This window comes from Proteus sp. G2300, assembly GCF_009915965.1.
Taxonomy (GTDB): Bacteria; Pseudomonadota; Gammaproteobacteria; order Enterobacterales; family Enterobacteriaceae; genus Proteus; species Proteus vulgaris.
The window spans coordinates 12,839-39,337 of the sequence record NZ_JAABNK010000004.1; the positions used below are offsets into that span (position 1 = coordinate 12,839).

The 26,499-nt window shown below is 39.1% G+C and carries 19 protein-coding genes and 1 pseudogene; 12 read left to right on the plus strand and 8 right to left on the minus strand.

Features of this window, described 5'->3' with window-relative positions:
* Window positions 1–17: 17 nt before the first annotated feature.
* Together argB and argC are read right to left on the minus strand one after the other, a co-directional pair.
* Window positions 18–791 carry an acetylglutamate kinase gene (argB, locus tag GWI97_RS01375; RefSeq protein ID WP_036933257.1) on the minus strand — a complete coding sequence of 258 codons (774 nt, stop codon included), beginning with the start codon at window positions 789–791 and terminating at the stop codon, window positions 18–20.
* 20 nt (window positions 792–811) lie between these two features.
* A complete protein-coding gene (argC, locus tag GWI97_RS01380) occupies window positions 812–1,816 on the minus strand; it encodes an N-acetyl-gamma-glutamyl-phosphate reductase (protein ID WP_103005224.1) in 1,005 nt (334 codons plus the stop codon).
* A gap of 100 nt (window positions 1,817–1,916) precedes the next feature.
* Here argC and argE point away from each other — a divergent pair, with 100 nt between their 5' ends.
* On the plus strand, window positions 1,917–3,080 hold the full coding sequence (gene argE / locus GWI97_RS01385) for an acetylornithine deacetylase (protein ID WP_036933261.1): 1,164 nt from the start codon (window positions 1,917–1,919) through the stop codon (window positions 3,078–3,080).
* Between the two features lie 80 nt (window positions 3,081–3,160).
* On the opposite strand, the gene poxB is transcribed toward argE, so the two are convergent.
* The gene (poxB, locus tag GWI97_RS01390; RefSeq protein WP_115370530.1) at window positions 3,161–4,885 is read right to left on the minus strand and encodes a ubiquinone-dependent pyruvate dehydrogenase; all 1,725 of its coding nucleotides are present in this window, start codon (window positions 4,883–4,885) and stop codon (window positions 3,161–3,163) included.
* Between the two features lie 564 nt (window positions 4,886–5,449).
* Between poxB and GWI97_RS01395 the strand changes: the two genes are divergently transcribed.
* From GWI97_RS01395 to GWI97_RS01405, 3 genes are read left to right on the plus strand one after another with little or no spacing between them, the layout of a single operon-like run.
* On the plus strand, window positions 5,450–6,271 hold the full coding sequence (locus tag GWI97_RS01395; protein ID WP_087802675.1) for a DUF3100 domain-containing protein: 822 nt from the start codon (window positions 5,450–5,452) through the stop codon (window positions 6,269–6,271).
* Window positions 6,268–6,717 carry a hypothetical protein gene (locus tag GWI97_RS01400; RefSeq protein WP_036933266.1) on the plus strand — a complete coding sequence of 150 codons (450 nt, stop codon included), beginning with the start codon at window positions 6,268–6,270 and terminating at the stop codon, window positions 6,715–6,717. The genes GWI97_RS01395 and GWI97_RS01400 overlap by 4 nt, the downstream gene beginning before the upstream one ends.
* Window positions 6,717–7,895, plus strand: a complete 1,179-nt coding sequence (locus GWI97_RS01405; RefSeq protein ID WP_036933268.1) for a M20 metallopeptidase family protein — start codon at window positions 6,717–6,719, stop codon at window positions 7,893–7,895. The genes GWI97_RS01400 and GWI97_RS01405 overlap by 1 nt, the downstream gene beginning before the upstream one ends.
* A 58-nt stretch (window positions 7,896–7,953) precedes the next feature.
* Here GWI97_RS01405 and GWI97_RS01410 read toward each other — a convergent pair whose 3' ends face one another.
* Entirely contained in the window at window positions 7,954–8,973 is a 1,020-nt protein-coding gene (locus GWI97_RS01410) for a LysR substrate-binding domain-containing protein (protein WP_036933269.1), read from the minus strand.
* Between the two features lie 707 nt (window positions 8,974–9,680).
* Here GWI97_RS01410 and proP point away from each other — a divergent pair.
* The 4 genes and pseudogenes from proP to GWI97_RS18305 all read left to right on the plus strand — a co-directional run bounded on the left by proP (window position 9,681) and on the right by GWI97_RS18305 (window position 13,605).
* Window positions 9,681–11,183 carry a glycine betaine/L-proline transporter ProP gene (gene proP, locus GWI97_RS01415; protein WP_036933271.1) on the plus strand — a complete coding sequence of 501 codons (1,503 nt, stop codon included), beginning with the start codon at window positions 9,681–9,683 and terminating at the stop codon, window positions 11,181–11,183.
* Window positions 11,184–11,193: 10 nt separating this feature from the next.
* Window positions 11,194–12,624, plus strand: coding sequence for a deoxyribodipyrimidine photo-lyase (phrB, locus tag GWI97_RS01420; RefSeq protein WP_087802678.1), 1,431 nt, complete (start codon window positions 11,194–11,196; stop codon window positions 12,622–12,624).
* 39 nt (window positions 12,625–12,663) lie between these two features.
* Window positions 12,664–13,227 (plus strand): annotated as a pseudogene (locus GWI97_RS18300) (glycosyltransferase).
* Window positions 13,228–13,242: 15 nt separating this feature from the next.
* Window positions 13,243–13,605, plus strand: coding sequence for a hypothetical protein (locus tag GWI97_RS18305; protein ID WP_224215415.1), 363 nt, complete (start codon window positions 13,243–13,245; stop codon window positions 13,603–13,605).
* Between the two features lie 97 nt (window positions 13,606–13,702).
* Here the strand turns inward: GWI97_RS18305 and ppc are convergent, their stop codons facing one another.
* On the minus strand, window positions 13,703–16,339 hold the full coding sequence (gene ppc / locus GWI97_RS01430) for a phosphoenolpyruvate carboxylase (RefSeq protein ID WP_036933274.1): 2,637 nt from the start codon (window positions 16,337–16,339) through the stop codon (window positions 13,703–13,705).
* Window positions 16,340–16,996: 657 nt separating this feature from the next.
* Here ppc and GWI97_RS01435 point away from each other — a divergent pair.
* Complete coding sequence (locus GWI97_RS01435; RefSeq protein WP_036933277.1) at window positions 16,997–17,734, plus strand: cyclase family protein; 738 nt, start codon at window positions 16,997–16,999, stop codon at window positions 17,732–17,734.
* A 408-nt stretch (window positions 17,735–18,142) separates the two neighbouring features.
* Here the strand turns inward: GWI97_RS01435 and GWI97_RS01440 are convergent, their stop codons facing one another.
* Together GWI97_RS01440 and metB are read right to left on the minus strand one after the other, a co-directional pair.
* Complete coding sequence (locus GWI97_RS01440) at window positions 18,143–20,581, minus strand: bifunctional aspartate kinase/homoserine dehydrogenase II (RefSeq protein ID WP_036933280.1); 2,439 nt, start codon at window positions 20,579–20,581, stop codon at window positions 18,143–18,145.
* Window positions 20,582–20,590: 9 nt separating this feature from the next.
* Window positions 20,591–21,751: a cystathionine gamma-synthase gene (metB, locus tag GWI97_RS01445; RefSeq protein ID WP_103005221.1), complete on the minus strand. Its 1,161-nt coding sequence runs from the start codon at window positions 21,749–21,751 to the stop codon at window positions 20,591–20,593.
* Window positions 21,752–22,034: 283 nt separating this feature from the next.
* Between metB and metJ the strand changes: the two genes are divergently transcribed.
* Window positions 22,035–22,352: a met regulon transcriptional regulator MetJ gene (gene metJ / locus GWI97_RS01450; RefSeq protein WP_036933283.1), complete on the plus strand. Its 318-nt coding sequence runs from the start codon at window positions 22,035–22,037 to the stop codon at window positions 22,350–22,352.
* Window positions 22,353–22,487: 135 nt separating this feature from the next.
* Here the strand turns inward: metJ and rpmE are convergent, their stop codons facing one another.
* Window positions 22,488–22,700 carry a 50S ribosomal protein L31 gene (gene rpmE, locus GWI97_RS01455; RefSeq protein ID WP_006534140.1) on the minus strand — a complete coding sequence of 71 codons (213 nt, stop codon included), beginning with the start codon at window positions 22,698–22,700 and terminating at the stop codon, window positions 22,488–22,490.
* A gap of 203 nt (window positions 22,701–22,903) precedes the next feature.
* Between rpmE and priA the strand changes: the two genes are divergently transcribed.
* Both priA and cytR read left to right on the plus strand, forming a co-directional pair.
* Window positions 22,904–25,105, plus strand: coding sequence for a primosomal protein N' (priA, locus tag GWI97_RS01460; RefSeq protein WP_161751810.1), 2,202 nt, complete (start codon window positions 22,904–22,906; stop codon window positions 25,103–25,105).
* A 307-nt stretch (window positions 25,106–25,412) separates the two neighbouring features.
* Window positions 25,413–26,444 carry a DNA-binding transcriptional regulator CytR gene (gene cytR, locus GWI97_RS01465; RefSeq protein WP_036933288.1) on the plus strand — a complete coding sequence of 344 codons (1,032 nt, stop codon included), beginning with the start codon at window positions 25,413–25,415 and terminating at the stop codon, window positions 26,442–26,444.
* The last annotated feature ends 55 nt before the right edge of the window (window positions 26,445–26,499 follow it).

Genomic DNA, 26,499 nt, shown 5'->3' on the forward strand with positions numbered 1-26,499 from the left:
GATTTCTAGAAACATTTTTAAACTAAAATACGGGTTCCTACTGCAACACCATTAAACAGTGCGGTTAGTTTTTCAGCATGGCGCCAACTTGCAATTTCAACGGGTCGACCGAGTGTTTTGGCGGCTTCTAACGCTGCATTTACTTTCACAATCATGCCGTCAGTGATAATGCCTTGGTCAATTAATGTCTGTGCTTTTTCGGCTGACATCTCTGCTATCTTCTGGCCTTTACCATCTAAAATGCCACTAACGTCTGAAAGCAACACTAAATCAGCTCCCAACGTTTCTGCGATAGCGGTTGCGGCTTGATCTGCATTGACATTCATCAGCTCACCTTTCTCAGTCATACCGATAGAGCTGATAATAGGTAGATAGCCCGCATCCAGTAATAAATTAAGTAAATTAGGAGAGCCTGGAGTTGCATCCCCTACATGACCTAATTCTTCATTGATTTGAGTGACTTTCACTAATTGCCCATCCCCCAAAGAAAGCCCTACACCATTAAGCCCAAATTGGGTTGCCCACGATAACAAGGTCTTATTGGCACTTCCGGCCAGTGCTCCTGTAATGATGTCTATCTGATCAGCGGGTGTAACACGCAGGCCTTGCTTTTTCACGACAGGTAATTGCAATTTACCCATCAATTCATCCACCAAACAGCCACCACCATGTACGATGACCAAAGGACGAGAGTGTGTTGAACGATATTGTTGTAATGCGGTGAAAAAACGTGTTAGCGCTTCTTCGTTATCAAGGAGTACACCACCCAGTTTGATAATTAATGGTTCCATGAAACTTCCCTACTCATTATTTAAATAAGTGATTCGGTTTCAGCGAAGCCAAACCGAATATTCATACACTGCACCGCCTGCGCTGCGGCCCCTTTTAACAAGTTATCTTCAACACCCACCACAATTAGATGTTCACCTTGTTGAGCAAACCCGATATCACAAAAAGCCGTTCCTACTACGGCTTTTAATGCGGGTAATCCTTTGTCATAAACACGCACTAATGGCTTATCTTGATAAGCTTCGTCAAAGACTTGTCTGACTTCCTCTTGTGTCACGCCTGCTTTTAACTTACAGGTGATAGTGGCTAAGATCCCTCTGGCAAAATTACCTAAATGGGGGGTGAAAATCACATCAATGCCCAGATGTGTTGCAATTTCAGGTTGATGACGATGAGTAAATACACCATAAGGTTGCAAACTCACTTCACAAAAACTGCTGGTTAAAGAGGCTTTTCTACCCGCGCCACTTACACCGCTGGTGGCATTAATGACTGGCCATTGCGCGGTATCTAACAGTCCCGCTTCCACTAAGGGTTTTAATGACAACTGAGATACCGTTGGATAACAGCCCGGCACAGCAATTAATTGCGCCTGACTGATAATGTCAGCATTCCATTCAGCTAATCCATAAACTGCTTGTGATAACCAATCTGTATTCTTATGCTCGAATCCATAGTATTGTTGATAAAAATGCTCGTTTTGCACTCGATAAGCACCCGATAGGTCGAACACCACACAACCTTGCTCTAAAAAAATCGGGGCAATGTCATGGCTGACTTCATGGGCTGTTGCTAAAAAAACGATATCAATATTCTCAGCCGCTTTAACAACATCAACCATTGGCTCTAAAGGGAGATCCACTAAGCCACGATATTGAGGATGAAGTTCAGAAAAGCACTTTCCTGCATCTGCACTTTGAGCTGATACCATCAGTCTGCTCAAATTCACATGGGGATGCTGCTGAAGATAGGCGGCTAATTCAGCGCCAGTGTAACCACTTGCTCCTACAATCAGAGTATTTAACATGTCATTCTTACCTTGTACTATGAACACAAACCGATTAATGTATTTTTATTCAAAAAAAGTGCATGAATATTGATACTATTATGAAGAAAGGCTGTCAACAGTGAATATTAAATTACCTACATTTATTGAGATTTATCGTCAATTAATTGCAACACCCTCTATCAGTGCTACAGATGCTAAGAACGATCAAAGCAACGAATCACTGATTAATTTGCTTGCTAATTGGTTGGAAACATTAGGCTTTTCCATTGAAATTCAACCTGTACCTGAAACTAGAGGAAAATTTAACCTTTTAGCAACATTAGGAACAGGGAAAGGCGGGTTATTACTTTGTGGTCACACTGACACTGTGCCATTTGATGAAGGTCGTTGGACACAAGATCCTTTTACACTGACAGAAAAAGAAAATAAGTTATACGGCTTAGGCACTGCGGATATGAAAGGCTTTTTTGCTTTTATTCTTGATGCATTGCGAGATGTAGATACTAAGGCGTTAACTCACCCTCTTTATATTCTCGCCACCGCAGATGAAGAAACCTCTATGGCAGGCGCACGTTATTTTGCTGCTAATACGACAATCCGCCCTGATTTTGCCATTATTGGCGAACCGACATCCCTAAAACCTATTCGTGCTCATAAAGGACATTTATCAAATGCGATACGTATTACGGGGCAATCAGGACATTCTAGCGATCCAGAAAAAGGCGTGAATGCGATTGAGCTAATGCATGAATCCATTACTCACCTTAGTACACTGCGCGATACGCTAAAAACGCGCTATAACAATCCTGCATTTATTATCCCTTATCCCACCATGAACTTTGGTTATATTAATGGCGGTGATGCGGCAAATCGAATTTGTGCTTGCTGCGAACTTCATATGGATATTCGCCCATTACCTGGGCTTACATTGCAAGATTTAGATGATTTACTACACGAAACATTAGCTCCCGTAAAAGCACGTTGGCCGGGGCGCTTAAATGTTGAAGCGCTACACGATCCTATTCCTGGTTATGAATGTCCAACCGATCATAAAATGGTTGCTGTCATTGAAAAGTTATTAGGCGAGAAAGCGCAAACGGTGAACTACTGTACTGAAGCGCCATTTATTCAAGATCTCTGCCCGACCTTAGTATTAGGTCCAGGCTCGATTGAACAAGCCCATCAACCTGATGAATTTATTGATACATCATTTATTGAACCGACTCGTGAATTAATGGGGCAATTAATTGAAAACTTCTGTTTAACAGAAAAAGCGCAATAATAAAAACCCTATCAGCTTACGTTGATAGGGTTTTTTATCTTCAATTAATACTCTAAATAATTCGGATTGCAGATAGGCGATTAACGTAACCAATTGGTTTTGGCTAGTTGAACAATTTCATCACCTCTACCATTAATAATCGCTTTCATCATATACAGGCTAAAACCTTTTGCCTGTTCAAATTTAATCTCAGGAGGCATTGAAAGCTCTTGTTTTGCCGTTACCACATCCACAATCACTGGGCCATCATGTTCAAAAGCCTCTTTCAGTGCACTATCCAAATCCTCACCTTTCTCAACACGAATACCTTTGATGCCAGAGGCATTGGCAATAGCAGCAAAATCAGGGTTATGCAAATCTGTGCCATCGGTTAAATAGCCACCGGCTTTCATTTCCATCGCCACAAAACCTAATACACTGTTATTAAAAATAATTACTTTCACTGGCAAATTCATTTGTGCTAACGAGATAAAATCGCCCATTAACATAGTGAATCCACCGTCACCACACATTGCAACAACTTGACGTTTTCTATCTAATGCTTGTGCGCCAATAGCTTGAGCCATGGCATTTGCCATCGAGCCATGATTAAACGAACCTAGTAAACGGCGTTTTCCATTCATTCCAACATAACGGGCCGCCCATACTGTTGGTGTCCCCACATCACAGGTAAAGATGGCATCATCATTTGCCATTTCACTCAATCTGCGTGCTAAATACTGAGGATGAATAAGTTCACGTTCACTCGGTTGTGCAAGTGCATCCAAATCTTGCCGAGCTTTGGCGTAATGTTTCAATGACGCATCAAGGTGAGAGGTATCTATTTTCTCTTTTAAACGAGGCTGTATGGCGTTTAATGTTGCTTTAATATCACCAATCATTGCCATATCGACATGACAATGTGAACCGAGACTGCTTGGATTAATATCGATTTGAATAATATTGGCTTTTGATGGATAAAACGCGCGATAAGGAAATTGTGTTCCTAATAGCACCAGCGTATCCGCATTTTCCATCGCATGATAACCCGATGAAAAACCAATTAACCCTGTCATTCCTACACTGTACGGATTTTTCCACTCAATGTGTTCTTTACCTCGCAATGCATGTACAACTGGCGCTTTTAAAGTTTGAGCCAGTTTAATTACTTCATCATGGGCTTGAGCACACCCAGCGCCACACATTAACGTGATATTTTTTGCATTGTTCAGTGCATCGGATAACTTTTCGATTTCAAAACGATTGGGCATGATCAGTGGAAACTGTAGCGGATACCAATTTTCATGAGCATCTTCTGGAGCAGGTTTTAATGCAACATCTCCTGGTAAAACAACAACCGCAACTCCTTTTTTCAAAATAGCGGTTCGCATCGCGATGGCAAGTATTTGAGGGATTTGTTCTGGGTTAGACACTAATTCACAATAATGGCTACATTCGCGGAAAAGTTCTTGAGGATGTGTTTCTTGAAAGTAGTTACTGCCAATCTCAGCAGAAGGGATATGTGCTGCAATGGCTAATACAGGTACATGATTACGATGACAATCAAAAAGCCCATTAATAAGATGCAAGTTTCCTGGTCCACAAGAGCCAGCACAAACCGCTAATTGGCCATTTACCGCCGCTTCTGCTCCTGCTGCAAAAGCGGCCACTTCTTCATGGCGAGTGCCCATCCACTCAATCGTTCCCATCTTTCGTAAGCTATCACTTAATCCATTGAGTGAATCGCCTGTCACGCCCCAAATACGTTTTACACCTGCATTATGGAGTACTTTAGCAACATAGGTTGCAACTGTTTGCTTACTCATGGTGATATTTTTCCTCAATTTTGGGTAAATGCACCTCTGCGAGCTGAGCTTATCGCCTTCCCTCTTCTATTTTTCTTGCTCACGAGCTTGCAGAGAAAATCATCTCACTAACTCAAATATAAAGAATAACACCAATCACTATAATGTCACTGTAGAGATAAAATCAGTGCAAAAAAAATGCAAAAATAAAATATCACTTTCAAATACATTCATTAAATTTATAATAACCGCATTAAATAAGAATATATCTCATTAATATCGTACTATTATTACTAAATAATAGACAAATCTTGCTTATAGGATTATTTTAATAATTAAAATAATTTTTAGTTGAGATTTTTCACATCACATCTTTATTAACAATTAAGCTGACTCATTTCAGCCTTACTTACTGTCTTTATTAAAAAATTTAACCTTTCCCTATTTGTTAATAAATTTATCATCATTGTTTTATTTCATGTCCCATGAAAAAGAGGTATGAAATAAACATGACATTGGTCACGCTACCTTTTGCTTTTTGTCCTCTAGAATAAAGCCTGATTATTTTTCGACGGAGATTAACGGATGGACAAAAGTAGAAGTCCGATAAAGGTTTTCTTTATTAGTATTCTGGCAGTCCTTTTCTTAATTTTTATTTCACAATATGTTATTGGCAAAAAAGAAATTAAAATTGGCATTGCAGTAATACCTATTCTACCAATGTTATTTGCAGTAATTATTGGTATGTGTATATCTGCTGGATTTACCCGTAAAAAAATTAAAGTATGGGGTAAATTATTTACAGAAAAAGAAGAAGGCTTCTGCGGTAAAATGGTAGGTTTCAGCCTACTTATTTTAGGTACGCAATATGCAGGGATGATTGTTCCTAATATTAAAATGATTTTAAGTGTCGGTATTCCTTTATTTGTTCAGGAACTCGGAAACTTATTACCTGTATTAATTGCGGTTCCATTAGCGATTAAATTTGGATTTGGTCGTCGTACAATTGGTGCTTGTTCATCTATTAGTCGTGAACCTTCTATCGCCGTTATTCAAGGTAAGTTTGGTACAGGCTCACAAGAATATATTGGTGTATTAGCCATTTATTTATGTGGTTCTGTTATCGGTACTTTGTGGTTTAGTGTATTAGGAAGTATCGCACCATTAACAGGATTACATCCACTTGCGCTTGCCGCAGGCTCTGGCGTGGGTTCTGGTTCAATGTTAAGTGCAGCATCAGGTGCATTAATTAATGGTCTTGATGAAGCTTTAGCACAGCAAGTATTAAGTGTTGCTGCTGCATCTAATTTATTATCATCAGCACTAGGCGCACTGTCATTAACCTATTTAGGTTTACCTCTTTCAGAAAAAATTTATAAAATTTTCACCAGAGGCAAAACTGCATGAAAAATATAATTATTGATATGAAATTTGTATTCGTTGCTATTTTACTGGCAATGTTTACTCAGACGTTAACATCAGGGATCGCTCTTTATGCAATGTGGGATAGCTTTATTGCTATGTCATTAGTGGTATTTATTTCACTCGTTGCAAAACATTATTTACCTTCATCTTTACCAACATTTGCTTATGCAACAATTATCGGGATTCTAATTTGTTTACCCGAAACACCAATAAGAGATTTCTTTATTAGTTCTATTGGTAAAGTCTCTTTCTTATCTTGTTGTGTACCTTTATTAGCATTTGCTGGTTTATCTGTTGGTGGTCAATTAGAAGAACTTAAGAAAATGTCATGGAAAGTTATTCTTATTTTCATGATTGTTTCAACATGTTGTTTCTTTGGCGCATCAATCGTCGCGCAAATTGGATTTACTATCCAGGGAGTTATCTAATGAATAATATTTATAATGTCAGTGAAAAACTCTTTCAATTAAATGACTTTAGTAAAAAAACACGACAAGACCTGCACAAAATACCTGAGCTATCAGGTGAAGAATATAAAACATCTAAATACTGTCGTGAATTAATGGAAAGTTTTGGTTATCAAATTAAAACTTTTGATGGATATACTGGCTTCACAGCAGATTTAATCGTTAATTCTGAATTTCCATTAATTGCTATCCGTGCCGATATGGACGGATTAGAAATGCCAGACTTAACCAATAATGAACATAGTTCAGTTCACCAAGGTTGTGCTCATAACTGTGGTCACGATACTCATATGACCATGGCATTAACCAGTGCAAAATATCTTGCCGAAAATAAAGAAGAGATGAGCGCGAACGTCCGTTTTATTTTCCAAATGGCTGAAGAAGATATGCGTGTTCCTGGTGCTGAAAAAATGGTCGAACTGGGTTGTATGGAAGGCGTTGATGAAACCTACGCACTTCATAATGATGCGGCCATTGAAACCGGTTGTGTACGCTTTAATGATGGCGTGATGTCATCTTATGGCTCAGCATGGACATTAGATGTTTATGGTGTTTCTGCACATGGTTCAACACCACATAAAGGCTTAGATGCGATTCGTGAAGCAACTCGCTTAATTGATTATATGGATTATGTTGTTGCGAAAAAAACAGATCCATTTAGCCCAGCAGTCTTTGGTTGTGGCATGATCAATGGGGGAACAATCCCTAACGCATTAGCTGACCACGTTCAAGCTCGCGGTACTATTCGTTCTATGGATGAAAATACCGATCAAGTATTGAAAGCCAGCTTTGACGAAATCGTGGCTCGTAGCACCGCTGGTGGGTTTAAAACAACATTAAGCTACAGCGGATACCCTGCTGTTGTGAATCACCCTACTGCACATCAGCGCTTATTAGATGCGATGCGTAAATTCTTACCAGAAGAGAATATTGAATCGAACGGTAAACCAATGACGGGCAGTGAAGACTTTAGCTATATGGTCAATGCCACTAAAGGTAAAGTGGGTGCAATGTTCTTCTTAGGAAGTGGTAACCAAGCGAAAGGGATTAATAATTACCTTCACGCCAATCCTTATTTTGTTGATGATGATTGTTTATTAGTTGGAGCTCAGATTTTTATTAATATTCTGACTCGCTAATCTTTTATTATTCTGCCCGAAGCCCGTTATTGCCCCCGCAAAACGGGCTTTTTCATTCCTACGCTAATTCTGCATCGTTATTATTGAGACTCACTGAACGCAAATCAGGTAATATTTGATAAACTTCTTTACTGTGCCATTGCGTTTCCCATTGCTCTGGCATCTGAATAATATTCCTATCAATGTGAGGTGCATAAAGAGAAATAAATTCATGCATATAATCCTTCATATGCGTATGTTTACTGACACAAATATGGGTATAGCTCGGTTGTACAAGGTGATCGATATTAATACATTTTAATGCGCGACTATCTTCCGCTTCATCATAAGAAGCCGTTGCAATAACACCAATGCCTAAATGGCGCTTAACGTAGTATTTAATAATCTCCGTATCAGTCGCAGTTAATGCCACTTTGGGTTTAAGATTATTTTTATAAAATACCTTGTCTAACTTCGACCCTCGAGTAAAACCAAAAACATAAGTAATTAATGGATATTCAGCCATTTGTTCAATAGTCACTTGTTCATTGTCTTTTAATTCGGCAAGAGGATGATCGTAAGGAACGAGTAAACTGCGCGTCCAGCGATAACAAGGCAGAGTAATTAAATCTTCATACAAGTGCATAGACTCCGTTGCAATAGCAAAATCTACGTCACCGTTTTTGACCATTTCGGCTAACTGAGCCGGTGCGCCTTGATGAAAATGCAAAGAAATATTAGGGTAATAACGTCGAAAATGGTCAATAACATTGGGCAATGAATAACGTATTTGGGTATGTGTTGTCGCAATATGCAAATCAACTTTTTTATTACGATCTTCTTCAGCCACAATACTTTTAATTCGATCAACTTGTCCGAGAATATCGCAAGCAATTTTATGTACTTCTTTACCCATTGGGCTTAGTGCTAATAAGTTGTTATTTTTACGGACAAATAGCGATACACTTAATTCATCTTCTAATATTTTGAGTTGTTTACTAATTGTGGGTTGAGAGGTATAGAGTTTTTCAGCCGCATTAGTAATGTTGAAATTATTTTTTACGACTTCAACAAAGCTTTTCAGTTGATTAATGTTCATAGAGGTACCTGGGTTAATCTGCACAAATGCGCGGTTAATTATTAATTTTATAAATTTTTATTCTAAATATGAGCAACAGATAAATTATCTTTACTATCTCTGTTTTGATATCCCGCCATACTACCTTGATATAACCTTATAATAAGAATAGCGAGATCTATTCTATTATCCACACTTTCGCCTTAACTATTCGAAAGAATAATAAAGCAAAATAAGGTGTTATTATTTTCTATTTATCTATCAGCCTTTGTATTATGCACAATGCTCATACAAATGCGTTAGCCTGAATCAAAAAAAACAGATCCACCTAACACTATGTTATTAAAATAGAACTTTAATTTTATTTTTAGGGTTTCATTGCAATTACTTTCAGTCTTCCTAAGTCAAATTTACAATCACTAACACCATAAATTTTACAGAAAAGTAGAATTACGTTATGATATTGATCACATTTTAATACTTAGAGGCTATGTTTTGTTATATCAAAACAACAAAGAAAACATCCTAATATCTTATTCAATCTCATCTATACTTAATAAATATTCTCTTATCTATTAGCTTAATATCACTATTTAATTTTGGTAGAAGTAAGCTGTTTTTTAGTGAATTTTTATCACTCACTCTTCTCGCTAACAAATAGTCACTTCATTTCTTTTAATTAATTGAATAACAAGAAATTACGAATACCTTAATAAAGGTTACTTAATATGAAAATGAAGAAAAAAAGAAACAAACCATTACAAATCAATGATATAACCATTATTGATGATAGTAAGCTCAAAAAAGCCATTACAGCAGCCGCATTAGGTAATGCCATGGAATGGTTTGACTTCGGTGTTTACGGCTTCCTTGCTTACGTTTTAGGTCAAGTCTTCTTCCCTGGTGCATCACCTGGCGTACAGATGATTGCGGCTCTTGCCACCTTCTCTGTGCCTTTCTTGGTAAGACCATTAGGGGGTGTTGTATTTGGGATGCTAGGGGATAAATTTGGTCGTCAGAAAGTTTTATCTGTCACCATCATTATTATGGCACTCAGTACGTTTGCCATTGGTCTTATCCCGGCGTATGAAACCATCGGTATTTGGGCGCCCGTCTTATTATTACTTGCCAAATTAGCACAAGGTTTCTCTATTGGTGGTGAATATTCAGGAGCAGCAATTTTCGTTGCTGAATACTCACCCGATCGTAAACGTGGATTTATGGGAAGCTGGTTAGATTTCGGTTCAATCGCAGGCTTTGTCATGGGTGCGGGTGTTGTTGTACTTATCTCTACTATTTTAGGTGAAGCCGCGTTTCATGAATGGGGATGGCGTATTCCGTTCTTCTTAGCATTACCATTAGGTCTTATTGGCTTATATTTACGTCATGCTTTAGAAGAAACACCAGCTTTCCAACAACATGTTGATGCAATGAATAGTGACGACCGAAAATCTATTCAAGATCCACCTCGTGTTTCATTACGAGAAATCGCATCGAAATATTGGAAAAGTTTAACCGTATGTGTAGGTTTAGTGATTGCCACTAATGTCACCTACTATATGTTATTAACTTATATGCCGAGTTATTTATCTCATAACCTAAACTATTCGGCAGATCACGGTGTGCTGATCATCATCGCGATTATGATAGGTATGTTGTTCGTACAACCTGTCATTGGGTTATTGAGTGACAAAATTGGTCGTAAACCCTTTGTTATTGGCGGTAGTATTGGCTTGTTTGTCCTTGCTTACCCAGCATTTATGATGATTAACAGTGATGAAATCGGTTTAATTTTCTTAGGATTATTAATTCTTGCGGTTTTACTTAACTGTTTTACTGGAGTAATGGCATCCATTTTACCTGCCATATTCCCGACCCATATTCGTTATAGTGCACTAGCCATCGCATTTAATATCTCTGTATTAATTGCGGGTGCAACACCAACAGTAGCTGCATGGTTAGTTGAAGCGACCGGTGATTTGTATATGCCTGCTTATTATCTGATGATTGTTGCCGTTGTCGGTTTGATCACAGGGATTAAGATGATTGAAACTGCCAATAAACCATTGCGTGGAGCAACACCGGCAGCATCTGATAAATCAGAAGCTAAAGAAATTTTATCAGAGCACTATGATAGTATTGAACACCGTGTTGAAGATATCGAGGCAGAAATTGAAGCATTACAGAAAAAACGTCAAGCCCTTATCGATCAACATCCTAAATTAGATTAAGAGAGGTTATATGCACCCGTCTCCTGTTCATTTAGTTTGGTTTCGTCATGATTTAAGAGTGACAGATAACAAAGCACTCTTTAATGCTTGCCAAGATAAACACGCACAGGTGCATGCTCTTTTCACCATCACGCCTGAACAATGGAAAGCCCATAATATGGCTTTGTCATGTCAGGCGTTTATTCATGATGCCTTACTCAGTCTTTCAATCTCTTTGGCGAAACTCAATATTCCCCTGACATTGATCATGAGTGATACTTATTCAACTGCAGCCAATGAAGTGGCACACTATTGCCAACAATATCAAGTAACGGCGCTTTTTTTCAATCACCAATATGCCCTTAATGAACAACGCCGTGATAAAAAAGTCATTGAATTGCTAGAAAATAAAACAACGGTTTATGCTTATCATGACAATACATTTATTCCACCGGGTAATGTGATTACACAACAAGGGGAGATGTATAAAGTTTTTACACCCTTTAGAAATGCATTTTTACGCCTCTTTTTTTCACAAGATAATGCGTCATTACCTGCTCCAGAAATAAGGGCACATCAAAAAACAGTTACCCCATTAAAAGCGCCATTATTTTCACTGGACTATCCACCAACACTCTCTTTTCTCGCCACAGAAGAAGAGGCGCTTAAACGCTTAAAACAATTCTGTTATGAAAGTGCCCCTCATTATGCAAAATGGCGAGATATTCCTGCAGTCGATGGCACAAGTCGATTATCCCCTTATCTCTCTATTGGATTACTGTCTATTCGCCAATGTTTTAATCGCTTATACCAAACTGAACCTGACTTTTTGGAAAACAGTGCATCAGGTGCTTTCGTATGGTTTAACGAATTGATTTGGCGAGAATTTTACCAACATTTAATTGTGGCTAATCCTCATTTATGCAAACACATTGCCTTTCAGCTTTGGACAGAAAAAATCAATTGGCGCAATGATAAAGCGGAATTTAATGCTTGGGCACAAGGTTTAACCGGCTTTCCTATTATTGATGCCGCCATGAGACAGCTTAATCATACAGGTTGGATGCATAACCGTTTACGTATGCTCACAGCCAGTTTTCTTATCAAAGATTTGTTAATTGATTGGCGTTGGGGTGAACGTTATTTTATGTCACAACTCATTGATGGCGATTTCGCATCAAATAACGGTGGCTGGCAATGGGCCGCATCCACAGGAACCGATGCAGTACCTTATTTTCGAATTTTCAATCCCACAACCCAAGGCCGTAAGTTTGATCCTGATGGTGAATTTATCCGCCAGTGGCTTCCTGAGCTAGCCAATGTGCCTAATCGGTATATTCACACACCTCATGAGTGGGCAGCAAAAACCAATAATCCTCTTGATTATCCATTACCGATAGTTGATCACGCCAAAGCACGAATAAGAGCGATTGAGTCTTATGAAAAGGCAAAAAAAGGATAAGATAGTAAAACTTTATTTATTGATAACTGGCTCAATATTGTGAAAACACCCCAAATTTCTGTCATCGTTCCTATGTTTAATGAAGCGTCTCGTATGACGAGATTATTGGATAGTGTGATCACTCAAACATTCACCGATATTGAAGTCATTATTGTTAATGATGGTTCGACAGATAATAGTGCTGAAATCGCCACGTCTTATTGCCAAAAAGATGCGCGTGTGAAGCTTTATCAATAAACTAATCAAGAATTATCCAGCGCAAGAAATACGGGTTTAAAATATGCGCAAGGCGAATGGATAGTTTTTTTTGATAGTGATGATTTTATTAAACCTGAATTACTCGCACATTGGTATCAATTAGCTGTTACCCAACACGTTGATGTTTTAATTGGTAATGATGAACGATTCAATCCAAGTGATCTTAACAAGCACCAAAAAACCATCCATCAACGACAGCCTTATCAAAAAGTCATAAAAGGTAGTGAGTGGATCATTCATGCCGTCACTCAACATCAATGGCCACATTTCGTTTGGTTGCAGTTAACTCGGCATGACTTAATAAAAAAACATCAACTTCAATTTATTGAAGGTCTTTACCATTAAAATATTTTGTGGACAATGCAATTAGCGCTTGTTGCAGAGCGAATAGGTTTTGATAACCAACCTCTCTATTATTACTGTGCTAATCCTGACTCTATTACACGTAAACCCGACCAACAAAAAGAAGCTCAACGAACACAAAGTTATTTGCAGATAATCTTACAACTATTAAAAGAAACCGATAAACAATCTGATCAGTTATTAGCAAAAGCACTCCGCCAACAGGTAGTTCGTGAATTAGGCAGTTTTTTTATTCTTTTTCGTAAATGTTGTGATGCAAAAAATCAAAAAATAATCGCAAAACAATTTTCTACTTATTCTTTATTTTCCTCTCTCAATAAAAGCGTAAATAATTGGCATCAACGCTGGTTTATTTTTTGAGTTAACTGCATTTTATTTATCGCCTCTTTGAAATAAGTAAGCATAAAAAAACAGCGCTGTTATTAAGCGCTGTTTTAGTTTCTAAATACGGATTGCTCTAGCCTGTGTTACGCATACCAGCTGCAATACCAGCAATTGTTACCATTAGCGCTTGTTCAATGCGTGGATCAGACTCGCTATGAGTACGAGAGCGCTGTAATAACTCAGCCTGAAGTACGTTTAATGGATCAGTATACACATTACGTAACGCAATAGATTCCGCTACCCATGGTAAATCCGCCATTAAATGCTCATCCTTTGAAATCGCCAAGACACTCTTAATATCATCGGAAAGTTGTTGGCGTAATTTTGCACCTAGTGGCCATAAGCGCTCTTCAACTAAGCGTTGGTCGTAATATTCCGCTAACCATAAATCTGCTTTAGCGTACACCATTTCCAACATCGCAATACGTGTATTAAAGAACGGCCAGTTCTCACACATATCGTCTAATACCGCCTGTTTTCCGCTATCAATTTCATGTTGTAATGCAGCGCCAGCACCCAACCAAGCAGGTAGCATTAAGCGGTTTTGAGTCCATGCGAAGATCCACGGGATAGCGCGCAAAGTTTCAACACCTCCAGTAGGGCGACGTTTTGCAGGACGTGAGCCTAATGGTAGTTTACCCAACTCGCCTTCTGGCGTTGCCGCTCTAAAGTAAGGCACAAAGTCTTCTTGTCCTCGTACATAGTCACGGTACATTGCACAAGAAACGTCAGACAAGGAATCCATTACCTCAATCCAAGGCGCTTTTGGCTCTGGTGGTGGTAATAAATTCGCTTCTAAGATTGCACCTGCATAGTGAGCAAGGCTACTGATGGTGACTTGTGGTAATCCGAACTTAAAGCGGATCATTTCGCCTTGTTCTGTCACACGCAGGCCACCTTTTAAACTTCCTGGTGGTTGAGAGAGTAATGCTGCATGAGCTGGCGCACCACCGCGACCAATTGTACCGCCACGTCCGTGGAATAACGTTAATGTCACACCTGATTTTTCACACAGTTTGATTAACGAATCTTGTGCTCGATATTGTGCCCATGAAGCAGCCATCACACCCGCATCTTTTGCAGAGTCGGAATAGCCAATCATCACCATTTGCTTGTCATCAATTAAATCGCGATACCACGGAATATCAAACAAACGTGTCATTACACTTTCAGCGTTATTTAAGTCTTCAAGTGTTTCAAATAACGGCGCAACCGGTAAGCGAATATCCGCACCCGCTTCTTTCAACAACAGTTTTACGGCTAATACATCCGAAGGTACTTTTGCCATTGATATAACATAAGAGGCGATAGAATCTTTCGGTGATTGTGCAATGACACGGCAAGTTTCAAATACTTCTTGGGTCGCCGCACTTGGTTGCCAATTTGTCGGGATAAGTGGACGCTTAGAATTTAATTCTTCCAATAAGAATGTTTGTTTTTGCTCTTCAGACCAATCCGCGTAATCACCCAACTCTAAATATTGTGTTAATTCAGAGAGCGCTTCGGTGTGATTGGTACTTTCTTGGCGAATATCGAGCTTAACTAGCTGTAAACCAAAACAACGGATACGGCGTAATGTATCTAACAATTGTCCATTAGCAATAATACGCATACCACACTGATTTAGTGATTGATAACATGCGTATAGTGGCTCCCAAAGCTCTGCGTTATCAATCAACAAACCTTCTGGTGGTAATGATTGTTGACCTTTAATGCGTTGTTCTAAATAATCACGAGTCACTTGTAAGCGAGTGCGTAGCTGTTTAGCGATTTCACGATAAGGCTCTGCAACTTCAGCCCCCCCCGCCAATTCACGTAATTCAGGTGTACTTTCTGTCATCGAAAGTTCTGAAACAAGTACTTGGATATCATTTAAGAATAAATCAGCTGCTTTCCAGCGACTTAACAGTAAAGCATGACGCGTGATTTCTGCTGTAACGTTTGGGTTGCCATCGCGGTCGCCTCCCATCCATGATGTAAAACGAATGGGTGATGCTTCTACCGGTAAGTTGTAATCTATCGATTCTTTAAGCTGTTCGTTAAATTCACGTAAAAAAGCAGGAACGCCTTCCCATAAACTATTTTCAACAACAGCAAAACCCCATTTTGCTTCATCAATCGGCGTTGGACGGACTTTTCTAATTTCATCTGTGTGCCATGATTGAGCGACTAACTGACGTAAGCGACGCATAATATTCGTGCGTTCATAATCAGCTAAATCATCATGATCGAGTTGAGATAAACAGGTATTCACTTCAACCAGCTTATGAATAAGAGTACGACGTGCAATTTCGGTTGGATGCGCCGTTAATACCAACTCAATAGAGATTTGTTCTACGGCTTCTTTTAATTGCGTATCGGTAAAATTCTTATCTTTTAGTCGGGAGATTAATTTTGCCAATGCCACAGGATTACTTGCGGCTTCGCCATGAGGTGAAATACTATGATATTGTTCAGCTACATTCGTCAGGTTCAAAAATTGATTGAATGCTCTAGCAACGGGTAATAATTCATCATTAGATAGATTCTGTAACGTGAGCAACAACTTTTGTCGCTGCACTTCATTACCTGCTCGCGATGATTTAGATAATTTTCGAATAGATTCAACCTTATCTAAAATTTCCTCACCAAGTGCTTCTTTTATCGTATCTCCAAGTAGCTTGCCGAGCATACTGACATTGCTACGCATAGCAGAATATTGTTGATTCATGAGACTCCTGACCTTGTCTTTGTGGCGGTAACAACATGCATCTTCCTATTAGAAAAGTCATGTCCTCCCAGTTGTGTAATTAACTTTCATCTCTAATGTGACTTTATTTTGATTTTTGTGATAAGCCACACTGCTTTTTTTACTTAGCCTACTATTCATATCAGAAAATAATCGTTTTGGGGGATTTTTCTGAAATTTAATTACGGCTTTAGTCTTATAAGAATGGCTAATATTCGTGTTGTTTTAGCTCAATTTTGCCAAGAATAAGGACATTTTTTTGTTTCTTATCGGCTAAGAAGCGTTTTTTACTATGAAGGGGAAGATACGTGGGAATTTATCTGGTTAAAAATTTGGATGAATTTTTTTAATATTGATGAAATGTCTGGTGTGATTTGTACTTTTTAGTTTTTTACGTCCATGTGTTATAACCGTTCACGCTATCTCATACCTTATTCTTCCTATCTTTTTTTACTCACTCTGTCAGATTAAGATTTTTATTATCAAACAGGTTTAACGCTTTATTTTGTTTTTTCTTTATGTTTATTATCACTAAAGCAAACTAATTTCTGTTTAAAATAAAATCAAATTCAACATCCATAACATTAAAAACGATCAAATCACTCTATTACTATTTCCGTTATCAGACAGGGGAAACCGATGACAAATGAATTAATGAATGCACTTTCTATCATCAAATCTAAAAAATGGGTAGATTTAACACACAGCTTCGATAAAGATTCACCTCATTTTTTTATGTTTGACGCAGCTAACTTCAAAACCCTTTTTGATTATCAAGATGGTTTTTTTGCTCAGCAATTTACATTCCCGGGCCAATACGGTACGCATATTGATGCACCTTGTCATTTTGTTCCTAATACTCGTTATCTGCATCAGTTAGAACTGAAAGAATTAGTGTTACCACTGATTGTTATTGATCAATCAGAGCGCGCAAAAATTGACGCTAATTTCTCATTTTCAAAAAATGATATTCTTGAATTTGAAAAACAACACGGTGAAATTGAAGCCGGTACTTTTGTCGCATTACGTACTGACTGGAGTAAGCGCTGGCCTTCACAAGAGGCGATGGATAACAAAGATGCTGAAGGAAAAAATCAAATTCCGGGCTGGGGGCTTGATGCTCTCAAATTCTTATTTGAAGAGCGAAAAATAAAAGCTATTGGTCATGAAACATTTGATACAGATCCAGCAAAAGAATTCCATAAAAACAATGCGTTATTAGGTGAGTATTACGTATTGGAACAGGATACTTATCAAATTGAATTAATGACTAATTTAGATCAACTCCCCACTCGTGGGGCTGTTATTTTTAATATTGTCGCCAAACCCAATAATGCCACTGGTTTCCCTGTACGTTCTTTTGCCATTCTACCTTAATAAACGAATAAAGCGCTGAAAAATCAGCGCTTTAAATTAAGAATAACAAATTATTCTTTCAGTAAATTAAATTGTCTGTTGTAAAACACGTGGTAAATAGAATTGTACTCTTAATAACGTTCAAACACGTTGTAACTGTACTTCAACTTCCACTCAAGACGCTAAAATTTCACATCATGAGCTACTGACAATCGTTCTCTTTAGCTTGATGGTTCACCTCCGTCATTTCATTTCTTAGTGGGACAATCTGTCTTACTACTTTTGACATTAATCGCTCCTTTGTGACTAGAGATACTTCAAGTATAGCCAAAGAATTTAAAAAAATTGAGTGATATGACACAAAAATGACAAAAGGTTATCAGCAAAAAATAACCCGCTGATAACCTTTATAAAAAAGAAATAATTAAATTACAGTAATTGAGAGAGACGGTTTAAATCTGATTGAATTGCACCTGCAGTCACATCTCTTCCTGCTCCCGGCCCTCTTATAACTAGTGGATTATCACGATACCAACGGCTTTCAATCGCAAACAAATTATCACCGGGTAACAGTGAGGCTAGAGGATGATCTTTTCTTACTGCTTCAACACCCACTTTGGCTTTACCATTGGCATCAAAACGCGCGATATACCGCAATACCATATCCATTTCATTTGCAGCAGCTAACCGCTGTGCCATTTGTTCATTGATCAACGCACTGTTATCAAAAAACGCTTCTAGTGAACCCGTTTCAGCTTCTACTGGCACTAAAGATTCAACTCTCACTTGCTCTGGCTCAATATCATAACCCGCTTCACGAGCAAGAATAACCAGCTTACGCATTACATCTTGTCCTGATAAATCGATTCGTGGATCAGGCTCTGTTAACCCTTGTTGCCATGCTTGTTCTACCAATTCACTAAAAGGTACCGAGCCATCAAATTGTAAGAATAACCACGATAATGTGCCTGAGAAAATACCACTAATTGATAAAATGGAATCACCACTTTCGCGTAAATCGCGCACGGTATGGTTTATCGGTAAGCCTGCGCCCACTGTTGCGTTATATAACCAATGACGGCCAGTTTTAGAAAAGGCATCTCGTGTAGCCCGATAACGCAAACTTGATGCGGAGCCAGCAATTTTATTAGCGCTAATAACATGAAAACCATAGCTGGCAAAATCTTCATAAGAAGTAGCAAGGGACTCATTCGCCGTAATATCAACAACCACTAAATCATCATAAGGATGTGCTCTCATCCAAAGATAAAGTGATTCTTCAGTATGCTCTGTTGCTTCTTCATCAAAGAAAGCCAATGCACGACTAGGGTTAATACCTTGATAATCAAGTAAACTGCGACGACTATCAACGACCCCCGCAAGAATAAATTCAAAATCACTGCGTGCAGATAACGGCTCTTGCTCTCGTGCAAAAAGCTCTAGCCAACGAGAGCCAATATTACCCTTACCAAACAACACTAAACCAATCTGTTTTTCTGCTCTAAATAGCGTTTGATGCAAACCTTGTAATAAATGTTCGGTATAATTACGCAATACAGCGACTAAGCTAATGTTATCTTCAGCATGCCAAATAAATTCAACAGGTTGGTCTTTAAGTTGTTGATAAAAACGATGACAATGCAGTGGGTTTTTACACACACCCGCACCAACTAACGCCACTAAAGAGAACCCTTCACGTAAATGTAATTTACCCGGCAAAACCGCATCTTGTAATACATCTAATGCACTGTTTGCGACTTCACTGGTATAACAGAGCTGTAAAAGTTGGCTGTCTTTGTCCACGCCAGTTGCTAAAGGACGAATTTGCGCACGTTTAAGTAATTCATCAACTTCTTTTGCTACTTGCTCAAAGTTTTGATGGGATGAGAGTTGTAGCTCAATTAAACAAACATCGTCATGACTTGTAACGATCTTGGCGCCCGTTCCTGATGCTAAAACACGTTCTATACGTGTTGAACCTTGCTCAGGTTGATAACTACAACGAAGTTGCAAATCAATATTACTGCCTGATACGGGTTGCAATGTCCGTGTATGTAAAACAGGAGCTGCTAAACGAGCCAACTCACTGGCTTCATCTAAACGTAATAAGGGTAATAAGCAGGCATCTTTAACTTTACGTGGATCCGCACTGTATACTCCCGCGACATCACTCCAAATGGTCACTTTTCCGACATCAGCTAACGCGCCCACTTGCGTAGCTGAATAGTCACTACCATTACGACCTAATAAAACCGTTTCACCTTGTTGATTACGGCTAATAAAACCAGTCACAACAAAACGACATTCAGGATGTTTGGCTAACAGTGATTGCAATAATGGGCGAGATAATATTTCATTCACTTGAGGTTGTGCGGCTCTTTCTGCACACAAAAATTCACGAGCATCTAACCAAATACTCGGTAAACCTTGTTCAGTTAGTAGTTTTGCCATTAATCTTGCAGACCAGATTTCACCATGGCCGACAACTTCGGCATAAGTCGCCTCTGTCATAGGCTTATCAAGTAAATAACTTAAACGTTCAAGATCGGCAATAAACGCTTGAGAGAGAAGCTCTGCATTTTCTTTTGAAAGAAGACCTTCAATTAATGACAATTGGTAGCGTCGTAATGTTTGCTGAACTTGATGCGCTGAAATGCGATCACTTTGACTCAGTTTAAGCCAGCTAATTAGCTGATTGGTTGTTGAACCCGCCGCAGAAACCACCATGAGATCATTCGGTTGGCTATAGTTTGTCATGATATTCACGACACGTTGATAACATTTTATGTCTGCAAGACTGCTACCACCGAATTTATGTAACTGACGGCAAATCGGTTCCGCCTGTTGTTTAATTGCCACTACGCTCATGATCCATGGTTACCTTTTAGTTGCTGCATCAAACGCATTTTGTAAATCGTTGATTAAATCCTGGCTATCTTCAATACCTACAGAGATACGGAGCAATGAGGGACTTATTCCCGCTATTTTCTTCGCCTCATCTGACATGCCCGCATGTGTCATTGTGGCAGGGTGACAAATTAAGGTTTCTACCCCACCTAAAGATTCTGCCAGTGTAAAGAGAGTTAAGTGAGATAAAAAGAGTTTAATTACCTCCACCCCCCCTTTTAACTCAAAACTTAACATCGCACCGAAACCTTGCTGCTGTTTTTTTGCTATTTGATGGCCTGCATGATTTTCCAGTGCGGGGTAATACATTTTTTCGACTAAAGGCTGTGTTTGTAAAAATGCCACTAATGTCTGTGCATTTTCTTGTTGAAGTCGAATTCGAGGCACGAGAGTTCTTATACCTCGTAATAATAAATAACTATCAAATGCGCCAGATGTGACGCCAATATTATTCGCCCACCAGCTTAGCTCCTCAAGCTGTTTCTGACACTGACAGATAACAACACCCGCAACAATATCTGAATGACCATTGAGATATTTTGTGCAGGAGTGCACAACAATATCTGCACCTAATGTTAATGGCTTTTGTAAGACCGGACTCATAAAGGTGTTATCCGCAACCACTAAAGCACCTTGTTGATGAGCTAGTTCACTGATCTTTTGAATATCCGTTATTCTTAAAAGAGGATTACTTGGTGTTTCGATAAAAACAATTTTAGGCTGATGTAATAAAGCTTGCTTTAGTGCAATATCATCATTTTGATCCACAAAAATGACCCGGTAAGCTCCACGCTCTTGTTGACTGTTAAAAAGGCGATAACTCCCCCCATAGCAGTCATGAGGTGCAACGATAACATCGCCTGGTTTTAAAAAAACCGTACAAATTAAATGAATTGCCGACATTCCACTGCTAGTGACAACAGCGCCTACCCCTCCTTCTAGCTCAGCTAATGCTTTTTGCACCATATCACGTGTGGGATTACCGCGACGAGAATAATCATGTTCACGAGGCTGATTAAATTCTAAGAAATTATAAGTGCTAGAAAGATAGATAGGCGGTACAACACAACCAAATTGTGTATCTTCATTTAGCCCATTATGGATAGCGAGTGTTGCTGTTTTCTTCGTCATGCAGGCACCTTGTCACAGCGATAAATGGAAAAGTCGACAACAGCATATCCAATTAGACACCAAGACGTCAATACATCTAGACATCTAAACTCCTTTACGGATAGATTAAGTAATGGAATAATACCTGAATTAAGGATATCACCAGTGACCATTACTTTTTCTCTCACCTTCAGTCAGAAGAGTCGGTGGTTTTAGAAAAGTCATGATAAACTGGTATTGCCACATCAGAATGTGGGTTAACCCTATTCTGACTTCAACTAAATGATATTAATAAAGGTAATCCATGGCTGAATGGAACGGTGAATATATCAGCCCTTACGCTGAGCATGGCAAAAAGAGTGAGCAAGTTAAGAAAATCACAGTTTCAATTCCGTTGAAAGTGTTGAAAATTTTGACCGATGAACGCACTCGCCGTCAGGTTAATAACCTAAAACATGCAACCAATAGTGAATTATTGTGTGAAGCATTTTTGCACGCATTTACCGGACAGCCTCTCCCAAATGATGAAGACTTACGTAAAGAACGTAATGATGAAATCCCTGAAGAGGCAAAAGAAATAATGCGCCAGCACGGGGTTGATCCCGATACTTGGGAGTATTAATCAGCGCCGATTTATTGACTCATTGCTTGATTAACACGAATAAAAAAGCCCAAAGCAAAAACTTTGGGCTTTTCTTTAGTGCCAAACTGTCCGCAAGATACCAGACTTTGCTGATATCGTGTAGCAACAAATATCTTATTTGCTACCTGGGATTTTGAAGCGTTTGTTGAACAGATCAACACGACCACCGGTTGCAACATCACGTTGTTTACCAGTATAGAATGGGTGGCATTTATCACAAACGTCCAGATTCAGGTTGTGACCTGCTGTGGAGTTGATTTTCATAACGTTACCGCAAGAACAAGATGCAGTAATTTCTTCGTATTTAGGATGAATATCTTTTTGCATGGAAAACCTCTACTAAGGCCGTGTCGCCATTCAGCCCACAGCCGAACACCACACGTCGTGTTGATTGAAATTAAGTGTCTGGTAATTTATCTACCAAAGGGGGCGGATCATACAGAATATCTACTAAACGCGCAATGAAATCTGCACACTTTTTGTGATATTCTTAACGCTACCTTTTCGCTAAAACACTCGGAAACCCTGATATGACTATAGTTCAGGTAATTTTACCTGTACCACTGTTCTCCTCTTTTGATTATCTGTTACCAGAAGGGATCAATGCGCCAGTTGTCGGTAGTCGAGTCATCGTACCTTTTGGTAATAAACGCCGTTCTCTTGGGATTGTCAAAGGACTCGCTACACACAGTGAGTTTCCAATCGAAAAGCTAAAACCTATTGAGGAAATTCTCGATACTGAGACACTCTTCCCGGGGGTTTTATGGGATATGTTAAATTGGGCCTCGGCTTATTATCACTACCCTTTAGGAGAAGTATTATTTCATGCCATGCCCATTTTATTACGGCAGGGGAAACCGGCTGAATTTACTCCATTATGGCAATGGTATGCCACAAAAGAGGGAGCTAATCTCGACCTTAATCGTTTAAAAGGGGCAAAAAAACAGCAACAAGCCTTAGCCGCACTTCGTCGTACACCTTTATATCGCCATCAGCTTGATGAATTCGATATCACTACAGCAACACTCAATAACCTAAAAAAGAAAGAGTTTGCAGATTTACGTCCGATACAACCTGCCCCCATACATTGGCACAATGATTTTGCAGTGCAAGGTGAACGATTTAAATTAAATACCGAACAAGCTATAGCGGTGGGTGCCATTACGGCTCAAGCCGATCAATTTTCACCTTGGTTATTATTAGGTATTACAGGTTCGGGCAAAACAGAAGTTTACTTAAGTGTATTAGAAAAAATACTCGCACAAGGTAAACAGGCATTAGTGCTAGTACCTGAAATTGGCTTAACGCCTCAAACTATTCGTCGTTTTAAAGCACGTTTTAATGCCCCTGTAGATGTTTTGCACTCTGGATTAAATGATACAGAACGCTTAGCCGTTTGGTTACGCGCCAAACGCGGTGATAATGCGATTATTATTGGCACGCGCTCAGCCCTTCTTACCCCCTTTCAGCATCTTGGTATTATTATTATCGATGAAGAGCATGATGGCTCTTATAAACAACAAGATGGTTGGCGTTATCATGCCCGTGACTTAGCTGTATTCCGTGCGAAACAAGAAAATATTCCTATCGTGATGGGAACAGCAACGCCATCAATTGAAACCAGTTTTAATGTTGAACAAAAAAAATATCAACAACTAACACTTACACAACGAGCAGGAAATGCCAAACCTGCAACTGAGCATTTAATTGATTTAAAAGGACAGCCCCTCACTACGGGATTATCACCTATTTTAATTAAAGCCATAAAAGAGCACCTAAATGCTGGAAACCAAGCCATGCTCTTTTTAAATCGCCGAGGATTTTCGCCTGCATTGTTATGCCATGAGTGTGGGTGGATAGCAGAATGCCCTCGCTGTGATCACTATTACACGCTACATCAAAAGCATGGCATGTTGCGTTGCCATCAATGTGATAGTCAACGACGAATTCCAGCACAATGCCCACAATGTGGTTCAACTAATTTAATGCCTGTTGGGTTAGGAACAGAGCAACTTGAACAGGGGATTGGTGAATTATTCCCTGATACGCCCGTTACGCGAATCGATAAAGATACCACCAGCCGTAAAGGGGCTTTAGAGCAACAACTTGAAGATATTTACCAAGGTGGCTCCCGTATTCTTATTGGTACACAGATGCTAGCCAAAGGGCACCATTTTCCGGATGTCACTTTAGTCGCTTTACTCGATGTTGATGGCGCTCTATTTTCAAGTGATTTTCGTGCAGCCGAGCGCTTTGCTCAGCTTTATACACAAGTATCAGGTCGTGCTGGCCGAGCAGGTAAGCAAGGCGCTGTATATTTACAAACTCACCAACCTGATCATCCTCTGCTATTGACGTTATTAGAAAAGGGCTACGATGCCTTCACGAAAGAAGCGTTACAAGAACGACAAGCTACTTTCCTGCCTCCCTACTCCAGTCATATAATGATCCGTTCAGAAGATCATAATAACCAACGTGCGCCTCAATTTTTACGGCAACTCAAACAATTTCTTGAACAACATCCAATGCGAGATCCCAATTTATGGGTTATGGGGCCGGTTCCTGCTATTCAAGCTAAACGTGGAGGAAACTATCGTTGGCAATTATTGCTACAACATCCTTCGCGAGGTTACTTACAAAAATTAATGTCCGTCACTTACCCTCAAATTGTGGCTTTGCCTGAGAGTAAGAAAGTAAAGTGGAATATTGATGTTGACCCAACAGATTGTTAATCGTTTTTATTATATCTATTTGAATATATTCCAGCCAAATTTATATTGAGAATAAAATTCTGATGAAATACTTGTTACAGTCCAAGACTATTTATCAATTTTGCGAACTAACTCATAAAAACGATTGGTATCACACTTTTTATGCAAACTAGGTAACAGTATCTATTTAAAAAGCGGGTAGAATAACAATTTAGAATATTTCTCAAACTAAAACCGTCGATAAAATCTTTTTTTGAGCACCGGCGGTTTTTTTACAAATAAAAAAAGCAATCGTTTAACTAAACCATCCAAAAGGGAGGTATGGGGTTTGCAACAGAATAATAAAGATAATACGCAAGCAACAATGAAAGATGTTGCCCTTGCAGCCGGTGTGTCCACAGCAACCGTATCACGGACTTTAATGAATCCGGAAAAAGTATCCTCACAAACCCGTCAGAAAGTTGAACAGGCTGTTCTTGACGTGGGCTATTACCCACATAACCTGTCAAAAAATCTTAAACGCAACGAGTCAAAAACGATCCTTGTGATCGTCCCTAACATCAGTGATCCCTTTTTTACTGATGTCGTATGTGGTATTGAAGAAACCGCCGCACAACATGGTTATCTTGTTCTTATTGGTGATTGTAAGCATCAGCAAAAACACGAAAATGCATTTATTAACCTCATTATCACCAAACAAATTGATGGTATGTTACTGCTTGGATCACATATTCCTTTTGATGTTTCCAAAGAAGAGCAGAAAAACCTACCGCCAATGATCATGGCGAATGAATTTGCACCCGAACTCGAATTACCTACTGTTCATATTGATAATCTCACAGCCTCTTTTAGAGCAACACACTATTTACAGCAAATGGGGCATAAGCGTATTGCTTGTATTACAGGCCCTGAAGATATGCCTTTATGTCGCTATCGCTTACAAGGCTATATTCAAGCTATGCGTAGAACAGGGGTTCCTTTACGTGAAGACTATATTATTCGTGGTGATTTTACCCATGAAAGCGGTGCAGAAAGTCTGAAAAAACTGATTTCTTTACCTGAACCACCGACAGCGGTGTTCTGTCATAGTGATATTATGGCGATTGGCGTTATGTGGCAGGCGAAAAAACTAGGGTTAGAGCTCCCGAAAGATCTCTCTGTAATTGGTTTTGATAATCTTGATATCACACGCTACAGCGAACCCGCTCTGACAACGATGGAACAACCTCGTTATGAAATTGGACGTCAATCTATGCTGTTATTGCTCGATCAATTACAAGGTAGACCTGTTGCACCAGGTTCTCGCTTATTAGATTGTGAGCTAATTATAAGAGATAGTGTCTGTCAGCTTAAAAGCTAGGCAAAACACACTATGTTAAGTAACATATCGCTCGTGATACCTATTCCTTTAATTA